This window comes from Pseudomonas sp. BN414 (genome assembly GCF_029871275.1).
Taxonomy (GTDB): domain Bacteria; phylum Pseudomonadota; class Gammaproteobacteria; order Pseudomonadales; family Pseudomonadaceae; genus Metapseudomonas; species Metapseudomonas resinovorans_C.
Genome location: NZ_SSOL01000028.1, coordinates 21,855 through 37,315 on the forward strand (window position 1 = coordinate 21,855; position 15,461 = coordinate 37,315).

15 protein-coding genes are annotated in these 15,461 nt (G+C 66.0%); 9 read left to right on the forward strand and 6 right to left on the reverse strand.

Going from position 1 to position 15,461, the window contains the following annotated elements; all coding sequences use genetic code 11:
• Positions 1-3: 3 nt before the first annotated feature.
• Together proC and E8E95_RS03590 are read right to left on the reverse strand one after the other, a co-directional pair.
• Positions 4-822, reverse strand: coding sequence for a pyrroline-5-carboxylate reductase (gene proC / locus E8E95_RS03585; RefSeq protein WP_280348160.1), 819 nt, complete (start codon positions 820-822; stop codon positions 4-6).
• 10 nt (positions 823-832) lie between these two features.
• A complete protein-coding gene (locus E8E95_RS03590; protein ID WP_280348162.1) occupies positions 833-1,528 on the reverse strand; it encodes a YggS family pyridoxal phosphate-dependent enzyme in 696 nt (231 codons plus the stop codon).
• Positions 1,529-1,691: 163 nt separating this feature from the next.
• Here E8E95_RS03590 and pilT point away from each other — a divergent pair, with 163 nt between their 5' ends.
• The 5 genes from pilT to E8E95_RS03615 all read left to right on the forward strand — a co-directional run bounded on the left by pilT (position 1,692) and on the right by E8E95_RS03615 (position 7,179).
• A complete protein-coding gene (gene pilT / locus E8E95_RS03595; RefSeq protein ID WP_028629028.1) occupies positions 1,692-2,726 on the forward strand; it encodes a type IV pilus twitching motility protein PilT in 1,035 nt (344 codons plus the stop codon).
• A gap of 39 nt (positions 2,727-2,765) precedes the next feature.
• The gene (locus E8E95_RS03600; protein ID WP_280348164.1) at positions 2,766-3,911 is read left to right on the forward strand and encodes a PilT/PilU family type 4a pilus ATPase; all 1,146 of its coding nucleotides are present in this window, start codon (positions 2,766-2,768) and stop codon (positions 3,909-3,911) included.
• Between the two features lie 73 nt (positions 3,912-3,984).
• Complete coding sequence (locus E8E95_RS03605; RefSeq protein WP_179058519.1) at positions 3,985-4,380, forward strand: TM2 domain-containing protein; 396 nt, start codon at positions 3,985-3,987, stop codon at positions 4,378-4,380.
• 238 nt (positions 4,381-4,618) lie between these two features.
• Complete coding sequence (locus E8E95_RS03610; RefSeq protein ID WP_280348166.1) at positions 4,619-5,998, forward strand: pyridoxal-phosphate dependent enzyme; 1,380 nt, start codon at positions 4,619-4,621, stop codon at positions 5,996-5,998.
• Complete coding sequence (locus E8E95_RS03615) at positions 5,995-7,179, forward strand: PLP-dependent aspartate aminotransferase family protein (RefSeq protein WP_280348168.1); 1,185 nt, start codon at positions 5,995-5,997, stop codon at positions 7,177-7,179. Before E8E95_RS03610 ends, E8E95_RS03615 begins: the two co-directional genes overlap by 4 nt.
• Before the next feature lie 153 nt (positions 7,180-7,332).
• Here E8E95_RS03615 and E8E95_RS03620 read toward each other — a convergent pair whose 3' ends face one another.
• Positions 7,333-9,714, reverse strand: a complete 2,382-nt coding sequence (locus E8E95_RS03620; RefSeq protein WP_280348169.1) for a penicillin acylase family protein — start codon at positions 9,712-9,714, stop codon at positions 7,333-7,335.
• 111 nt (positions 9,715-9,825) lie between these two features.
• Here E8E95_RS03620 and E8E95_RS03625 point away from each other — a divergent pair, with 111 nt between their 5' ends.
• Positions 9,826-10,866, forward strand: a complete 1,041-nt coding sequence (locus tag E8E95_RS03625) for an AraC family transcriptional regulator (RefSeq protein ID WP_280348171.1) — start codon at positions 9,826-9,828, stop codon at positions 10,864-10,866.
• On the opposite strand, the gene E8E95_RS03630 is transcribed toward E8E95_RS03625, so the two are convergent.
• Positions 10,863-11,438 carry a DUF6436 domain-containing protein gene (locus tag E8E95_RS03630; RefSeq protein ID WP_280348172.1) on the reverse strand — a complete coding sequence of 192 codons (576 nt, stop codon included), beginning with the start codon at positions 11,436-11,438 and terminating at the stop codon, positions 10,863-10,865. The two genes, E8E95_RS03625 and E8E95_RS03630, sit on opposite strands and share 4 nt — an antisense overlap.
• 120 nt (positions 11,439-11,558) lie before the next feature.
• On the opposite strand from E8E95_RS03630, the gene E8E95_RS03635 reads away from it, so the two are divergent.
• Positions 11,559-12,500, forward strand: coding sequence for an alpha/beta hydrolase (locus tag E8E95_RS03635; RefSeq protein WP_280348173.1), 942 nt, complete (start codon positions 11,559-11,561; stop codon positions 12,498-12,500).
• 97 nt (positions 12,501-12,597) lie between these two features.
• Here E8E95_RS03635 and E8E95_RS03640 read toward each other — a convergent pair whose 3' ends face one another.
• Entirely contained in the window at positions 12,598-13,353 is a 756-nt protein-coding gene (locus tag E8E95_RS03640) for a DUF2059 domain-containing protein (RefSeq protein ID WP_280348174.1), read from the reverse strand.
• A gap of 206 nt (positions 13,354-13,559) precedes the next feature.
• Between E8E95_RS03640 and E8E95_RS03645 the strand changes: the two genes are divergently transcribed.
• Positions 13,560-14,177, forward strand: coding sequence for a 2OG-Fe(II) oxygenase (locus E8E95_RS03645; RefSeq protein ID WP_280348175.1), 618 nt, complete (start codon positions 13,560-13,562; stop codon positions 14,175-14,177).
• Between the two features lie 12 nt (positions 14,178-14,189).
• Here the strand turns inward: E8E95_RS03645 and E8E95_RS03650 are convergent, their stop codons facing one another.
• On the reverse strand, positions 14,190-14,747 hold the full coding sequence (locus tag E8E95_RS03650; RefSeq protein WP_280348176.1) for a DUF6160 family protein: 558 nt from the start codon (positions 14,745-14,747) through the stop codon (positions 14,190-14,192).
• 222 nt (positions 14,748-14,969) lie between these two features.
• Here E8E95_RS03650 and E8E95_RS03655 point away from each other — a divergent pair, with 222 nt between their 5' ends.
• Positions 14,970-15,461 carry a DUF523 domain-containing protein gene (locus tag E8E95_RS03655; RefSeq protein ID WP_280348178.1) on the forward strand — a complete coding sequence of 164 codons (492 nt, stop codon included), beginning with the start codon at positions 14,970-14,972 and terminating at the stop codon, positions 15,459-15,461.

Below are 15,461 nucleotides of genomic sequence, written 5' to 3' on the forward strand. Positions count from 1 at the left end.
TCCTTATTGGCCCAGTTGTTCAGCCAGTTCGGCCGAACGCCGGTCGGCGGCGTTCAGGGCCTGTTGCACCAGGGCTTCGAAGCCGCCGGCCTGGAAAGTCTTGATCGCCGCTTCGGTGGTGCCATTGGGCGAGGTGACACGACGGCGCAGTTCGGCGGCGTCGACGTCGCTGGAAACTGCCATGCGCGCGGCGCCCAGGGCGGTTTGCAGAGTCAGTTGTTCGGCGGTGGCACGGGGCAGGCCGAGTTTTTCACCGGCGGCGGTCATCGCTTCCATCAGCAGGAAGAAGTAGGCCGGGCCGCTACCGGAAACGGCGGTCACGGCGTCGATCAGCTTTTCCTCTTCCAGCCAGAGCGCGATGCCCACGGCGGACAGCAGCTGCTCGGCCTGCTCACGCTGGGCTGTGCTGACTTCGGCGTTGGCGTACAGGCCGCTGACACCCTGGCGCAGCAATGCCGGGGTGTTGGGCATGCAGCGCACGATCGGGCGCGCGCCGAGCCAGGTGGACAGGCTGGCACAGGTGATGCCGGCGGCAATGGAAACCACCAGTTGGCCGTCCACGAGGCTGGGCGCAAGGGCCTGGCAAACGGCTTTCATGACTTGCGGCTTGGTCGCCAGAACTACCACGTCCGCACCTTTAACGGCGTCGGCGTTGCTTTCCACCACTTCTATACCGTGCTCGGCGGCGACTTTCGCGCGCTGCTCCGCACCGGGGTCGCTGGCGCGGATGTGGTCGGCGGCGACGCCCTGGGCGCGCAGGCCGCCGATCAGGCTGGCGGCCATGTTGCCGGCGCCGATGAATGCAATGCGGGGAGTGCTCATCAATGCTTCCTTATGAATGCGAGGGCTGGCCGTAATCGCGGGCGCCGAACAGCGCGGTGCCGATCCGCACCCAGGTGGCGCCTTCGGCGATGGCCGCTTCGAGGTCATGGCTCATGCCCATGGACAGGGTGTCCAGGGAGGGGTTCAGTGTCGCCTGCAACTGGCGCAGGCGGGCGAAGGCGGCGTGTTGCTCCGCCTGATCATCAGTCGGTTCCGGGATGGCCATCAGGCCGCGCAAGCGCAGGTTCGGCAGTTCGCTCACCGCGGCGGCCAGGGCCGGCAGTTCTTCGGGCGTGCAGCCGGACTTGCTGGCCTCGCCGCTGACGTTCACCTGCAGGCAGATGTTCAGCGGCGGCATCCCGGCGGGGCGCTGGGCGGAGAGGCGCTCGGCGATCTTCAGGCGGTCCACCGAGTGCACCCAGTGGAAATGTTCGGCAATGGATTTGGTCTTGTTCGACTGGATCGGGCCGATGAAATGCCAGGTCAGCGCGAGGTCAGTCAGCTCGGTTTGCTTGGTCAGGGCTTCCTGCAGGTAGTTTTCGCCGAAATCGACGATTCCTGCGGCGAACGCATCGCGGATCGCGACTGCGGGTTTGGTCTTGCTCACGGCCAGCAGGCCGATACTGGAAAATTCTCGCCCGGAGGCTTGCGCCGCCTCACGGATACGCGCGCGAACCTTTGCAATATTGTCTGCTATCGTGGACATTACCTGCGCTCTACAGCCCGGCCTGAGTGGGGTCTGCGGCATTCTAACTGCCGCTGAAAAATGTAGCGAGCGACGGCCAGGTCGGTCGGCTTCGACAGCCGCGAGCCCGGCGCAGTGATCATTCAGCGGTCTGCAAACCGTTTGCTTCGAATTGGGGAGCCCCATGGACATTACTGAGCTGCTTGCCTTCAGCGCCAAGCAGGGCGCTTCGGACCTGCATCTCTCGGCCGGCCTGCCACCCATGATTCGCGTCGATGGCGACGTGCGCCGGATCAACCTGCCGGCCCTGGACCACAAGCAGGTCCACGCGCTGATCTACGACATCATGAACGACAAGCAGCGCAAGGATTTCGAGGAGTTCCTCGAAACGGACTTCTCCTTCGAAGTTCCTGGCGTCGCACGTTTCCGGGTCAACGCCTTCAACCAGAACCGCGGCGCCGGCGCCGTGTTCCGGACCATTCCCTCCAAGGTACTGAGCATGGAAGACCTGGGAATGGGCGAGATCTTCAAGAAGATCTCCGACGTTCCCCGTGGCCTGGTGCTGGTCACCGGCCCCACCGGTTCGGGCAAATCCACCACCCTGGCGGCAATGCTCGACTACCTGAACAGCACCAAGTACCACCACATTCTCACCGTGGAAGACCCGATCGAATTCGTCCACGAGTCGAAGAAGTGCCTGATCAACCAGCGGGAAGTGCACCGCGATACGCTCGGTTTCAACGAAGCCCTGCGCTCGGCCCTGCGTGAAGACCCGGACATCATCCTGGTGGGCGAGATGCGCGACCTGGAAACCATCCGCCTGGCGCTGACCGCCGCGGAAACCGGTCACCTGGTCTTCGGCACCCTGCACACCACCTCCGCGGCCAAGACCATCGACCGGGTGGTCGACGTGTTCCCCGCAGAGGAAAAATCCATGGTCCGCTCCATGCTCTCCGAATCCCTGCAGTCGGTGATCTCCCAGACCCTGCTGAAGAAGATCGGCGGCGGCCGGGTGGCGGCCCACGAGATCATGATCGGCACGCCGGCCATCCGTAACCTGATCCGCGAAGACAAGGTGGCGCAGATGTATTCTGCGATCCAGACCGGCGGCTCGCTCGGCATGCAGACCCTCGACATGTGCCTCAAGGGGCTGGTCGCCAAGGGGCTGGTCAGCCGCGAGAGCGCGCGGGAAAAGGCCAAGAGCCCGGAAAACTTCTGATCCGCCTGAGCGGAGTCGCCCCCGAACAGCGAGAACGCCATGGAATTCGAGAAACTACTGCGCCTGATGGTGGAAAAAGGCGGTTCCGACCTCTTCGTCACGGCGGGTGTGCCGCCGTCGATGAAGGTCAATGGCAAGATCATGCCGGTGACCAAGAACCCCATGTCGCCGGAAATGACGCGGGAAACCGTGCTGGGCGTGATGAACGAACAGCAGCGCCGCGACTTCGCCGAGAACCACGAGTGCAACTTCGCCATCAGCGCGCGGGGCATCGGCCGTTTCCGCGTCAGCGCCTTCTACCAGCGCAACCTGGTAGGCATGGTGCTGCGTCGGATCGAGACCACCATCCCCACCATCGACGAACTGAAGCTGCCGGAAATCCTCAAGAAGCTGTCGCTGACCAAGCGCGGCCTGGTGCTCTTCGTGGGCGCCACCGGTACCGGTAAGTCCACCTCGCTGGCGGCGATGATCGGCCACCGCAACAGGAACAGCAGCGGCCACATCATTTCCATCGAAGACCCGATCGAATTCATCCACCAGCACCAGAGCTGCATCGTTACCCAGCGTGAAGTGGGCATCGACACCGAGTCCTTCGAAGTGGCTCTGAAGAACACCCTGCGCCAGGCGCCGGACGTGATCCTGATCGGCGAGGTGCGGACCCGCGAGACCATGGATCACGCCGTCGCCTTCGCCGAAACCGGTCACCTGTGCCTGGCCACCCTGCACGCCAACAACGCCAACCAGGCGCTGGACCGCATCATCAACTTCTTCCCCGCCGACCGGCAGCAGCAGGTGTGGATGGACCTGTCGCTGAACCTCAAGGCCATCGTCGCCCAGCAACTGGTGCCGACCCCCGATGGCAAGGGCCGTCGCGCGGTGATCGAAGTGCTGCTGAATACGCCGCTGGCCGCCGACCTGATCCGCAAGGGTGAGGTCCACGAGCTCAAGGGCCTGATGAAGCGTTCTACCGAACACGGCATGCAGACCTTTGACCAGGCGCTCTATCACCTCTATTCCCAGGGCGAGATCACCTATGAAGATGCGCTGCTCTACGCCGACTCGGCGAACGACCTGCGCCTGATGATCAAGCTCGGCTCCGAGACCGATGGCGAGCACCTGCAACACATGAGCGACGGCCTGTCGCTGCAGGTGACCGAAGAAGACCCGGGGCGCCGCTTCCGTTAAGCTCGCACGATTGAAAAAGCCCGCCTAAGCGGGCTTCTTCTTGACCGGATACATCACCCCTGCAGGAGGCAGCATGAACACCCGTCAGGACACCCACAGCAAGGTCATCGGCTACCTGCTCTGGATCTTCGGATTCCTCGGTTCCCATCGTTTCTACTACGGCAAACCGGTGACCGGGACCATCTGGTTCTTCACCCTGGGCCTGTTCTTCATCGGCTGGATCATCGACCTGTTCCTGATCCCCTCCATGGACCGCGAGGCCGCCCTGCGCTTCAACTCAGGCCAGTACGACTACAACGTCGCCTGGATTCTGTTGACCTTCCTCGGCGTCTTCGGCGTGCATCGCATGTACCAGGGCAAGTGGATCAGCGGCATCCTCTACCTGCTGACTGGCGGCTTCTTCCTGCTCGGCGTGCTTTACGACTTCTGGACCCTGAACACCCAGGTTTCGGTGCTCAACGCCCGCTAAGCCAGTCCTTATCCTTGTGGGGGCGAATTCATTCGCTAACCGGACCGCCAGGTCCGGCCTGCAAGCCTTGCCGGGGACGCTGCGCGTCCCTTCGCGAATGAATTCGCCCCCACAAGATCAATTCCCCTCGGCCTGACCCCTTCGTCGGAACCCATGGCGGCACCTCGCCTTGCAGCCTATGTTCCAGCGTGGGGCGTCCGCTTCGCCCCCCTGCCTGGTCGCGCAAGGAGGTGACGCCATGAACAGTGTCAAAGATGTTCGTCCCGCAGTTCTCGACCTGATCGGCAACACTCCGCTGGTGCGGGTCACCCGCTTCGATACCGGCCCCTGCACGCTCTTCCTCAAGCTCGAATCCCAGAATCCCGGCGGTTCCATCAAGGACCGCATCGGCATCGCCATGATCAACAGTGCCGAGCGTGACGGCCGGCTGAAGCCTGGCGGCACCATAGTCGAAGCGACTGCCGGCAATACCGGCCTGGGCCTGGCGCTGGTGGGGCGCGCCAAGGGCTACCGGGTGGTGTTGGTGGTGCCGGACAAGATGTCCACCGAAAAAGTGCTGCACCTGAAGGCCATGGGGGCCGAGGTGCATATCACCCGCTCGGACGTCGGCAAGGGTCATCCGGAGTACTACCAGGACCTGGCCGGTCGGCTCGCTGCGCAGATTCCCGACGCCTTCTTCGCCGACCAGTTCAACAACCCGGCCAACCCGCTGGCGCACGAGTGCACCACCGGCCCGGAAATCTGGCAGCAGACCGGCCAGGATGTGGACGCCATCGTCGTCGGTGTCGGCTCGGCGGGCACCTTGACCGGCCTGACCCGCTACTTCCGCCGGGTACAGCCCGACCTGGAAATGGTCCTGGCCGATCCGGTGGGGTCCATCGTTGCCGAGTACACCCGCAGCGGCACCCTCGGCACACCCGGTTCCTGGGCGGTGGAGGGCATAGGCGAAGACTTCATCCCGGGGATTGCCGATCTCTCCAGCGTGGGGCGTGCCTACTCCATCAGCGACGAGGAAAGCTTCGGCCACGCCCGCGAACTGCTGCGCAACGAAGGCATCCTCGGCGGGTCGTCCACCGGCACGCTGCTGGCCGCCGCACTGCGCTATTGCCGCGAACAGAAGGCACCCAAGCGGGTGGTCAGCTTCGTCTGCGACACTGGCACCCGCTACCTCTCGAAGATCTACAACGACCAGTGGATGACCGACCAGGGCTTGCTGGCGCGCAAGCGCTACGGCGACCTGCGGGACATTGTCGCGCGGCGCTTCGAAGACGGCCGGGTGATCAGCGTCGGCCCGGACGACACCCTGCTCACTGCCTTCCAGCGCATGCGCCTGGCCGATGTCTCGCAGCTGCCGGTGCTCCGGGATGGGCACCTGGTGGGTGTGGTGGACGAGTCCGACATCCTGCTCGGTGTGCATGCCGATGCCACGCACTTCCGCCAGCCGGTGGCCAGCGTCATGACCGCTAGCCTGGAGACGCTGGCGCCCGATGCCAGCCTGGCGGAGCTGCAGGCCGAACTCGACCGCGGGCTGGTCGCCATCATCGCCGACGCGTCCGGCTTCCACGGCCTGATCACCCGTTCCGATCTGCTCAACCACCTGCGGAGGACCCTTGCATGAGCCAGCAGGACGACGCCGAAGCGCGCGCCTTCGCCACCCGCGTGATCCACGCCGGCCAGGCGCCCGATCCGTCCACCGGCGCGATCATGCCGCCGATCTACGCCAACTCCACCTATGCCCAGGAAAGCCCCGGCGTGCACAAGGGGCTGGACTACGGCCGCTCCCACAACCCCACCCGCTGGGCGCTGGAGCGCTGCGTCGCGGACCTCGAGGGCGGTGCACAGGCCTTTGCCTTCGCCTCGGGCCTGGCGGCGATCTCTACGGTGCTGGAGCTGCTCGACAGCGGGTCGCACATCGTCGCCAGCAACGATCTCTACGGCGGCACCTTCCGCCTGTTCGAGCGGGTACGCCGCGTCAGCGCCGGGCATCGCTTCAGCTTCGTCGACTTCAGTGATATCGGCGCAATTCGTGCGGCGATCCAGGACGACACGCGCATGCTCTGGGTGGAAACCCCGAGCAACCCGCTATTGCGCCTGGCCGACCTCGAAGCCATCGCGGAGCTGTGCCAGGGCCGGGACATCATCCTGGTGGCGGACAACACCTTCGCCAGTCCCTGGGTGCAGCGGCCCCTGGAACTCGGCTTCGACCTGGTGGTGCATTCCACCACCAAGTACCTCAATGGCCACTCCGATGTGATCGGCGGGATCGCCATCGTTTCCAGCGACAGCCGCTGCGACCCGTTGCGCGAGCGCCTGGGGTTCCTGCAGAACGCCGTGGGTGCCATCGCCGGGCCCTTCGATGCGTTCCTCACCCTGCGCGGGGTGAAGACGCTCGCCCTGCGCATGGAGCGCCACTGCCACAACGCCCAGGAACTGGCCTACTGGCTGGAGCAGCAGCCGCAGGTGGCGCGGGTCTACTACCCCGGCCTGCAATCCCATCCCCAGCACGCCCTGGCTCGGCGGCAGATGCAGGGTTACGGCGGCATGATCTCCCTCGACCTGCGCGCCGACCTGGCGGGCACCCGGCGCTTCCTCGAAGCGGTGCGCATCTTCACCCTGGCCGAAAGCCTGGGTGGCGTGGAGAGCCTGATCGAGCACCCGGCGATCATGACCCATGCCAGCATTCCGGCGGAGATTCGCGCGGAGCTGGGCATTGGCGATTCGCTGGTGCGGTTGTCGGTGGGGGTGGAAGACGTGGAAGACTTGCGCGCAGATTTGGGGCAGGCGTTGGGGAGGGTTTGAGGGCGTAAATGCTCAGATCGGGCAGCGTCGTGAGGTGGAATATCTCCCCCTCTCCCCAGCCCTCTCCCTCATGGAGAGGGGGCATTTCCGCGCAGGCAGGCCGGTCCTGAGTCACCCCTCTCCCTTCAGGGAGAGGGGCCGGGGGAGAGGGCCTCAGTCGCCCGGTTTCAACACCAGCGTCTCCTGGCTATTCGCCTTCACCTCATCCTCGGCGAAGTGCATCGGCACGTACTCCCCGCGCATGTACGGCTCGGCCTGGTCCTTGTAGTGACGGTCGAAGGGCACGCCGCTCTGGCCCACCGGGTTGATGCCCAGGGCATGTTCGGCGTCGGCCAGGTCGACCAGGCGGCGCGTCGAGGGACCGTGGAACACTTCCCAGGGCGCCGGGCCGACGCGGTGGGACAGGTTGTTGGGCACTTCGTGGCCACCCGGAGCGGCGAAGGGGCCGACATTGAACAGCAGGTTCAGCGGCTTCTGCTGACCCAGCGGATGGGCATGGGTCAGGGTATGGCCCTTGCCCCACTGCCATTTCGAGCTGTCATCACCCAGGGTCTTCTTCAGGTGTGCCAGGCTGGCCTGCCAGGCGGTCTTGACCACCTCCGCGCGGCTTTCCTTCTGCGGCGTATCGCGCTTGTCCCACCAGGGCGAGGCCGGGTCGCTGGCCAGGCGCGGCAGGGCGGAGTCCAGGATGCGCGTCTGCAGCAGGTTGTCGAAGAAGGAGTCGCCCAGCTCGTCGCGCATCAGTGCATTGGCCAGTTCATAGGTGAGCTGGTTGAACAGGGTGGCGGCGGTGGACTCCAGCGGGTGGTCGCCTTGCCAGTTGGCGAGCTGCTCCACCAGGGCGCGCTCGGCATCATCGCTGGCGGCCGCGCGCAGGTCGTCGAGGATCGGCGCGAGCAGGCGCGGACCATAGCCGGTGGCGGTATCCAGTTGCAGTGCCTGGCTGTTCTGCACATCCCACTTCACGCCCGGCTCGGCCAGGCGCTGGTTCAGGCGCACGCCGCGATCCGGCAGGTTGTAGTAGCCGGGAATGGCCACGCCGGTCGGCGACAGCGGTTGGTAGTTGGCCGACACGATGAAGCCGCGCTCCGGGTTCTCTTCGTGGGGGTTGGCGCTGAAGGGCAGGTAACCGGGCTTGTCGGCTTCGCCGGTGCTGCCGTCGAGGATGAAATAGGGATTCACGCCCTCCGGGCGCTGCGGCAGTTTTGCCGACGCCCACCAGCCGATGTCGCCGCTGGCGTTGGCCCAGATGACGTTGAGGCCGGGCGAGTGGATCTTCTCGGCGGCGGCACGGGCCTTGTCCAGGCTGTCGGCGCGGTTGAGCTGGTAGAAGGCGTCGAGGATCGGGTTCTCGGTTTCCAGGAAGGCCCACCACATGGCGATCGGCGTCTTGCCGGCCGCCGCACCCAGCGCGTCGTTGATGATCGGGCCGTGGGGCGAGCGGCGCAGCGTCAGTTTCACCGGCTCGCCATCCTTGACCTGTATGGTTTCCTCGCGGCTTTCCAGATTCACCCACTGGCCCTGGTACCAGACCTGGTTCGGGTTGTCCGGGTTGCTCTTTTCAGCGATCAGGTCGAGATCGTCGTTCTGGAACATGGTCAGGCTCCAGGCGAACTGGCGGTTGTGCCCGAGGGAGGCGACCGGGTTCAGCGCCTGATGGTGGCCATAGAGCTCGAAGCCCGGGTAGCTCAGCTGCGCCTCGTACCAAACCGCCGGAACGGCGAAGCGGATATGCGGGTCGCCAGCCAGCAGCGGCTTGCCGCTGGCGGTGTGGGTGCCAGCAACCGCCCAGGCGTTGCTGCCCTCGAACTGCGGCAGGCCGGCTTCGACCAGCGCCTGCTGGCTGAGCTGGGCAAGGCGGTTGAGATCCTGCCAGTCGCCCTGGGCGAGCGGCTGCCCGATCACGCCTTCGGGGTGCCAGTCGAGATCGAAGGCCTTCAGATAGTCGGCGCCCAGTTCGTCACGCACATAGGTGATGGCCGGCTCGGTGCGGAACGCAGCGGCGAAGCTGTAGGCCATGTAGCCGGCGACAGAGAGGGTGTCGGCGATGGTAAAGGGGCGTTTCTCGATGCCCAGCAAGTCGAATTCCACTGGCGCCGGGCGGCTGTCCTGGTACTGGTTGATGCCGTCGAGGTAGGCCTGCAGGGCCTTGGTGGCCGGGCTGTCCTTGTTGATCTTGCTGGCGTACGCGTCGGCGTGGGCGCGAATCCCCAGGGTGCGGAACAGGCGGTCGGTGTCCACCAGGCGGGCGCCGAGGATTTCGGCCAGTTCGCCACGGGCGAGGCGGCGCAGCATTTCCATCTGGAACAGGCGGTCCTGGGCATGGACGAAGCCCAGCGCGCGGTACATGTCGGCTTCGTTGGCGGCCTGGATATGGGGTACGCCGCGCTCGTCGTAGCGAACGGTCACCGGCGCCTGGAGGTGGGCCATGGCAAGCTCGCCGTCGCGCACGGGCTTCTTGCTCTCGCTGTACCAGGTGGCGCCGCCAGCGGCCGCCGCGATGACCACGGCCAGGACAGTCAGGGTGCGTTTCATGCACGAAATTCCTTGTTGTTTTGGTCGCGGCATTCTCCCCAAGGCAGGATTGGCAGGCATTGACCAAATACGCGCGAACTGAAAGTCTTCGGTCAATTTCGAGGAATCGCCATGTCCGCCACCGAGCCAGACGCCGCCCCCTTCGTCCCGCTGACCCACTCCGCCACCTTGCGCCGCCTGCTTTACGAGGCGCTGTCGGAACTCGGCCTGGACCCGGGCCGGGTCTACCTCGGCGTCAACCAGCACCGACGCCGAGGTCCACCGCCAGTGGACGGCCGCCTGCGCCATGACGATGCGCCGCAGTTCTGGCTGGCCGCCGACTCGTTGGTCGGCGACCCCGATATCGGATTGCATCTGGGCGAGGTCATGAAGCCGCGCCTGCTCGACGTGGTGGGCTATCTGCTGCTAGCCAGCCGTGACCTGGGCGAGGCGTTGGCGAGTTTCCTGCGCTTCCAGCACATCCTGTCCGGCGGCTTCGTTGCCCAGCTGCATGTGGAAGGCGCTGTGGCACGCCTGGTGATCGACCTCAACTACCTGGGCTTCTCTTCCCTGCGCCAGCAGATGGAATGCCTGGCGCTGCTCTTCATCAAGCTGCTGGGCTTCATCACCGATGGCGAATTCCGCCTGGATGGCGTGCAGTTCCGCCATGCCCGCCCGGCGCGAGTGAGCGAGCACCAGCGGCTGTTCGGCCTGCTGCCGGTTTTCGGCCGTGAGCATGACGCCCTGCTGTTCCCGGCGGCCCTGCTGAAGCGTCCGTCGCGCACCGCCAATCCGGAGCTGCACCAGCTGCTTTGGCAGCACGCCGAGGCGCAGATGGACGCGCTGGTGGGCAACGACCTGCTGAATCGCCTGCGCTACCTGCTGGGTGTTCGCCTAGGCAAGGCAGATTGCTCGCTGGAAGCCTGCGCGGCGGAACTGGGATTCAGCGCTGGCGGCTTGCAGCGAGCGCTGGCCGGGCAGGGCAGCAACCTGCGGCGGGTACGTGAGTCGGTGCAGCAGGCGCGCGCCATCGAACTGTTGCAGGAGGGCCGAACCATGCGCGAGGTCGCTCGGGATTGCGGGTTCTCCGAGCTGTCGCCTTTCTACCGGGCCTTTCGCCGTTGGTACGGAATGCCGCCGGAGGCCTGGCGGGCGCGTCTCGGAGTCGGCTAGGTCGGCTCGCGCCAGGCGCAGAAGCAGCCTGCCGCCAGGGTGCTGCTGGCACTCACCGGGCGGTTGTCGATCAAGGCTTCGAGAATCGGTTCGATGAAGCTATTGGCCGAGTTGCACACCGCGCCCTCGCTATAGGGGCCGAAGTAGGCCAGGCGGCCGTCGCGGTCCCAGATGCCCACCGCGGGCACCGCCGGCAACTGCTCGGAACCGGGCATCGTGGCCAGCGGCTGCAGGGCTTCCAGGCCCGGAGGAAGCTGGCCTTTGCTACCGGGTTTTTGCACCGCATGGAAGGTCACGCCCTGGGGCGCGAAGCGCTGGATCAATTCCGCAAGGTGCTGCTGGTTGCCGGCGTTGCAAGGGCAGGCCGGGTCCCAGAAGTGCACCAGGCGGATGGGGCCGGGGCCGGCCAGTTCGGCTGGCAAGCGCAGCTGCTCGCCGGAGAACACCGTCGCCTGGCTATTGAAGGGGCGCACATAGCGCGACTCGTACCAGCGCAGGGCCAGCAGGATGGCGCCGACGCAGGCGAGGAGGGCGAGGGCGGTAATCAGGGTCTTGGGATTGAGTGCACGCATGATCAAGGGCCTGTGCGGGGCGCGTAGCTTGCCACGTTGCGCCGGGCAGCAGAATATCGGCAGCCGGTCAGGGCCCCGTACGGTCCTGTGGACAGAATTGCCTCCTCCAGGGAAAGCCCGATGCCAGACCCGTTCCAGCCCGATCTCCTGCGCCCGTTGTTGCGACCCTTGGCCGCAGGCGCCGCTGACCTGCGTCAGACCCTGACCTATCGGGCCTTCTACCGGCTGGACTTCGCCGCGCGCCATCCTGGCGTTCAGGCACGTCTGGGCTGCGTCGAGGCGGCCGGGTATTCACTGGTGACCCAGCTCTGGCTGCCGCCCGAGCCGCGCGCCAGCCTGGTGATGCTGCACGGCTACTACGACCACATGGGGCTTTACGGCCATCTGGTGGATTGGGCGCTCGGCATGGGGTTCGCGGTGATCGCCTGCGACCTGCCCGGCCATGGGCTGTCCAGCGGAACGCGGGCCAGCATCGGTGATTTCGCCGAGTATCAGGCCACCCTCCAGGCCTTGCTGGGCGAGGCGGCGGCGCTGGACTTGCCGCAGCCTTGGCATCTGGCCGGGCAGAGCACCGGTGGTGGCATCCTGCTGGACTACCTGCTCACCGGCACGCCACGCCCGGAGCTGGGCGAGACCCTGCTGTTCGCGCCGCTGGTGCGGCCGCGCGCCTGGGGTTGGTCGAAGTTCAGCTACCAGTTGATGCGGCACTTCGTCGAAAGCATTCCCCGTCGTTTCAGCGTCAATTCCAGCGATGCCGAGTTCATCGAGTTCGTTCACCACAAGGACCCGTTGCAGCCGCAAACCCTGCCCACAGCCTGGGTCGGGGCCCTGGCGCGCTGGGTTCCGCGAATCGAGAAGGCGCAACGCAGCCGTCGCCGCCCGCTGGTGATCCAGGGAGATGGCGACATGACGGTGGACTGGCGGCACAACCTCGCGGTGCTGGCGGAGAAGTTCGATCAGCCGGACGTGCTGATGCTGGAAGGGGCCGGGCATCATCTGGTGAACGAAGCGCCGGCCTATCGGGAGCGGTACTTTGGCTTCTTGCGCGAACGCCTGGGCTGACGCCACACCTACGTAGGATGGGTGGAGCGGAGCGATACCCATGCTGTCTTTCGCTGGGTATCGCAGGCGCTACGAGGCGCTCACTCTGCGAGTCGGTTCAGAGCCCCTGCTGGGCTGAGGCGTCCTGGCCCACGGCAAGGCCCGCGCGCACGGCGGCCAGGGCGGCCTGGTAGTAGGCCTTGCCGTCGGTGGATTCGGCAAAGGTGACGAACTCTTCCAGCTCCGGGTCGGAGAGGCCGCGATAGACGTAAAGCAGGGTGTTATCCAGGTCATTGCCGATCTGTTCCATCAGGCGCTGGCGCTGGCCATCGATCATGCCTTGCGCCTGGCCGCCACCGAGCAGGCCGGGAAGCATCTGGCTCAGGCTGTCGGCAGCGACGCCGGCCAACGCCAGGCTGACTTCCGCGCCAGCTTCGCGCGCCGGCAGGGCTTGCGCCAGGTGGCCGATCAGCAGGCGGCGGGTGGCTTCGGCCTCGATGCGCGGCAGGCCGTTGGCATGCATCGCCAACTGGTCGCGGCGGGTGGCCAGGGTTTCCGCAGCGATGATCTTCTTGCCCAGCGGCGACTGGAAGAAGGCCAGTGCCGGACGAGGGTCCTGTAGCTGGCTACGCAGCGCAACCTGGGCGCGTTGGTCGATGGCCTGGGGCTGGAAACGACGGTTGCTGTTTTCCACCAGTGCCTGGTAGACCGCCGGCGGCAAAGTCTTCTGGTAACGCTGCTGGGCTGCTGTCAGGGCGTCGTTGAAATGCGCGCGCTGCTCCGGCCAGCCAGCCACCTGGTAGAGGCTGGCGTGGTCGTCGGCCAGGGCGGGCAAACCGAAGAGGAGGAGGGTGACGGCGAAGAGCAGGCGCATGGAGTCTCCTTGATGACGCAGTCCGCTGTTCGTATCGGACCCACGCGTACGGCATCGGTTCGGCGGGCAAGGCGGTGGCGGCGGGTGGGCGTTGCGGGGCTGAGCGTGCGGCTATTCTCAGCGGACTCGGGCTTTATTGTCGAGGTGTCGGAATCTTCATCAGTGCATGTAGGTAATTTCCTGCTCGCTGGTAGAATTCCGGGATCATGTCGCTACCCTCAGATCACCCCGTGCTCACCCCGATCGCCAACGACCTGGCCAGCCAGGGCTGGTCCCACCAATGCCTGATATTGCCTGCCGACCTCACCGGTGCCCTGGCTGATGAATGCCGCGCTCGCGGAGCAGCGGGCGCGCTCGCGCCTGCGTCCATCGGCCGTGGAGACGGGCAGCAGGTTCGCGAAGGGGTGCGCGGCGACCGTATCCAGTGGCTGGAACCCGGCCAGTCGGCCGCCAGCGATGCCTATCTGACGTTGATGGACGAGTTGCGCCAGTTGCTCAACCGTGAGCTCTACCTGGGCCTGGAAGATTTCGAATGCCACTTCGCCTGCTATCCGCCCGGGGCCTTCTACCAGAAGCACCTGGACCGTTTCCGCGACGATGACCGCCGCGCCGTGTCGGTGGTGGCCTATCTGAACGCCGACTGGCAGCCGGAGCAGGGCGGTGAATTGCGCCTGTACCTGGCGCAAGGGGAACGGGATGTGCTGCCCGAGGGCGGCAGCCTGGTGGTGTTCCTGTCCGCTGATGTGCCCCACGAGGTCCTGCCGGCGAGCCGCGAGCGGCTGTCCCTCACCGGGTGGTTCCGACGCCGCGGCGGCCCGCTCTGAAACCGGCGGCCGTCAGTGGCCCCAGACCCGGAAATTGCCGCGGAGGTCGGTGATATCGCGAATTTCCAGACTGCCGATCCGGCTTTCGCCGATGTGCATGTCGGCGGCGACCCGTACGCGGATGCGCTGGGCGGGAATGCCACTGCCCTGGAGCTGATCATTGATGGTGGTGAGGTCGGGCAGTTCCAGGCGGAGTTGCTGGGTACCGGTTGAGTTCTTCACCACGTCGACTTTCAGGGTGGGCTGGTCGACGCCGAAGATCGGCAGGGTGAGGCCGAGCTGCGCAGCGCCCAGGGGAAAGCTGCCGCCGGCACCATTGGGGCAATCGCCGGGCTTGAGACAGCCGTTGTCGATACGCACATTGCGCAAGGACAGGCTGCCGCCATCGTCGTTCCAGCTGATGCTGTCGATGCGCGCCATGACGTCCAGGCGCAGGTTGATTCCCGCCTGGCCGCTGATTTCGCTGAGGGCCTGGTTATCCAGGGATTCGAGGGCGGCCTGGCTGGTACCGCTGAGCAGGGCGGTGCCGCAAGCCAGTGCGAGGCGCAGGTTGTGGGTTGTTCTGGGCATGGCACGCTCCTGTGCAGGTTGCGCGCAGTCTGGAGGGGCGCAGGCGCTACAGCCAGTGGCACGGGGCGCTTCCCGCCGAAGGATGGGGAAGCTCGTCGCCTGCCTCCGAGAACGGCTTGGCAGTTAACGGGCCAAGGCCCTACCTTCGATCAGGCACCGATTCGCGCGGGCGCCACAGGTGTTACCCGGGGTGACTACGACTGTCCCCCTCTGGAGATGAAGATGCAGAAGATCCTGGTCAGCCGTTGCCTGCTCGGGCAGAAGGTCCGTTATGACGGCGGCGCCCACGGCCCGTTCGACCTGTTGGAGCGCTGGCAGGCGGAGGGGCGCATCGTGCCGCTATGCCCGGAAGTGGCCGGCGGTCTGCCGACGCCCCGTGCACCGGCCGAGATCGCTGGCGGCCGCGGCAGCGCCGTGCTGGACGGCGAACTGCCGGTGCTCACCGACGACGGCCAGGACGTGACCGACGAGTTCGTTGCCGGTGCGCGCATTGCCCTGGACCTGGTGGCGCGCAACGGAATCCGTATCGCGCTGCTCAAGGCCCGCAGCCCTTCGTGTGGCAATCGGGAGAACTACGACGGCAGTTTCAGCGGCACTCGTGTCGCCGGCGAAGGCGTGACCGCCGCAGCCCTGCGCCGCACCGGTGTCGAGGTCTTCAGCGAAGAGGAGCTGGCCCAGGCCGCTGCGCGCCTGACCGAACTGGACGAAGACTGA

Excerpts from the sequence above, each read along its gene's own strand:
- proC (WP_280348160.1), bottom strand. The coding sequence starts at position 822 with ATGAGCACTCCCCGCATTGCATTCATCGGCGCCGGCAACATGGCCGCC.
- E8E95_RS03630 (WP_280348172.1), bottom strand. The coding sequence starts at position 11,438 with ATGCGTGCACTCAATCCCAAGACCCTGATTACCGCCCTCGCCCTCCTC.
- pilT (WP_028629028.1), top strand. The coding sequence starts at position 1,692 with ATGGACATTACTGAGCTGCTTGCCTTCAGCGCCAAGCAGGGCGCTTCG.
- E8E95_RS03655 (WP_280348178.1), top strand. The coding sequence starts at position 14,970 with ATGCAGAAGATCCTGGTCAGCCGTTGCCTGCTCGGGCAGAAGGTCCGT.
- E8E95_RS03650 (WP_280348176.1), bottom strand. The coding sequence starts at position 14,747 with ATGCCCAGAACAACCCACAACCTGCGCCTCGCACTGGCTTGCGGCACC.
- E8E95_RS03625 (WP_280348171.1), top strand. The coding sequence starts at position 9,826 with ATGTCCGCCACCGAGCCAGACGCCGCCCCCTTCGTCCCGCTGACCCAC.
- E8E95_RS03640 (WP_280348174.1), bottom strand. The coding sequence starts at position 13,353 with ATGCGCCTGCTCTTCGCCGTCACCCTCCTCCTCTTCGGTTTGCCCGCC.
- E8E95_RS03645 (WP_280348175.1), top strand. The coding sequence starts at position 13,560 with ATGTCGCTACCCTCAGATCACCCCGTGCTCACCCCGATCGCCAACGAC.
- E8E95_RS03610 (WP_280348166.1), top strand. The coding sequence starts at position 4,619 with ATGAACAGTGTCAAAGATGTTCGTCCCGCAGTTCTCGACCTGATCGGC.
- E8E95_RS03635 (WP_280348173.1), top strand. The coding sequence starts at position 11,559 with ATGCCAGACCCGTTCCAGCCCGATCTCCTGCGCCCGTTGTTGCGACCC.
- E8E95_RS03605 (WP_179058519.1), top strand. The coding sequence starts at position 3,985 with ATGAACACCCGTCAGGACACCCACAGCAAGGTCATCGGCTACCTGCTC.
- E8E95_RS03615 (WP_280348168.1), top strand. The coding sequence starts at position 5,995 with ATGAGCCAGCAGGACGACGCCGAAGCGCGCGCCTTCGCCACCCGCGTG.
- E8E95_RS03620 (WP_280348169.1), bottom strand. The coding sequence starts at position 9,714 with ATGAAACGCACCCTGACTGTCCTGGCCGTGGTCATCGCGGCGGCCGCT.
- E8E95_RS03600 (WP_280348164.1), top strand. The coding sequence starts at position 2,766 with ATGGAATTCGAGAAACTACTGCGCCTGATGGTGGAAAAAGGCGGTTCC.
- E8E95_RS03590 (WP_280348162.1), bottom strand. The coding sequence starts at position 1,528 with ATGTCCACGATAGCAGACAATATTGCAAAGGTTCGCGCGCGTATCCGT.